At 36.9% G+C, this 336-nt stretch carries 1 protein-coding gene; it reads left to right on the top strand.

Annotated elements, in window-relative coordinates; all coding sequences use genetic code 11:
* On the top strand, window positions 1–336 hold a 336-nt coding region (locus R0J87_RS19075; protein ID WP_498888201.1), incomplete at both ends, for a hypothetical protein.

The following is a 336-nucleotide window of genomic DNA, read 5'->3' as shown; positions in this document are numbered from 1 at the left end:
CTGAAGATTTGGATAAGTTAAAAGAAACATATGGGTATGGGTATCCCGATGATGATTATTTTCTATTTGAAAAGAAATTCCTTCAATTGAAACCATCTTTCCAATTAATCACAACAATGCATGAAGAGTGTTTACGAGAATATTGTGTCAACAAAGTCTATGAGACATTAGCAAAAGCTAAAGGTGATTTCAAACAAGCTAAAGATTGGGCTGCGATGGCCAAAGACACTGCAGAGGCTGGGAAATTAAAACCTTCTCAGATGAGCAAAGCCGACTTATCACAAGGGTTAGATGGTTTTGGACAGTTAGCTAGAATGGTAGAGGAAAAAGTTGACA

Origin of the sequence: Halomonas sp. SIMBA_159 (genome assembly GCF_046536035.1) — a bacterium.
GTDB classification, from domain to species: Bacteria; Pseudomonadota; Gammaproteobacteria; order Pseudomonadales; family Halomonadaceae; genus Vreelandella; species Vreelandella venusta_A.
Note: the sequence above shows the minus strand (reverse complement) of the source record. Positions and strands in the feature narration are given on the sequence as shown.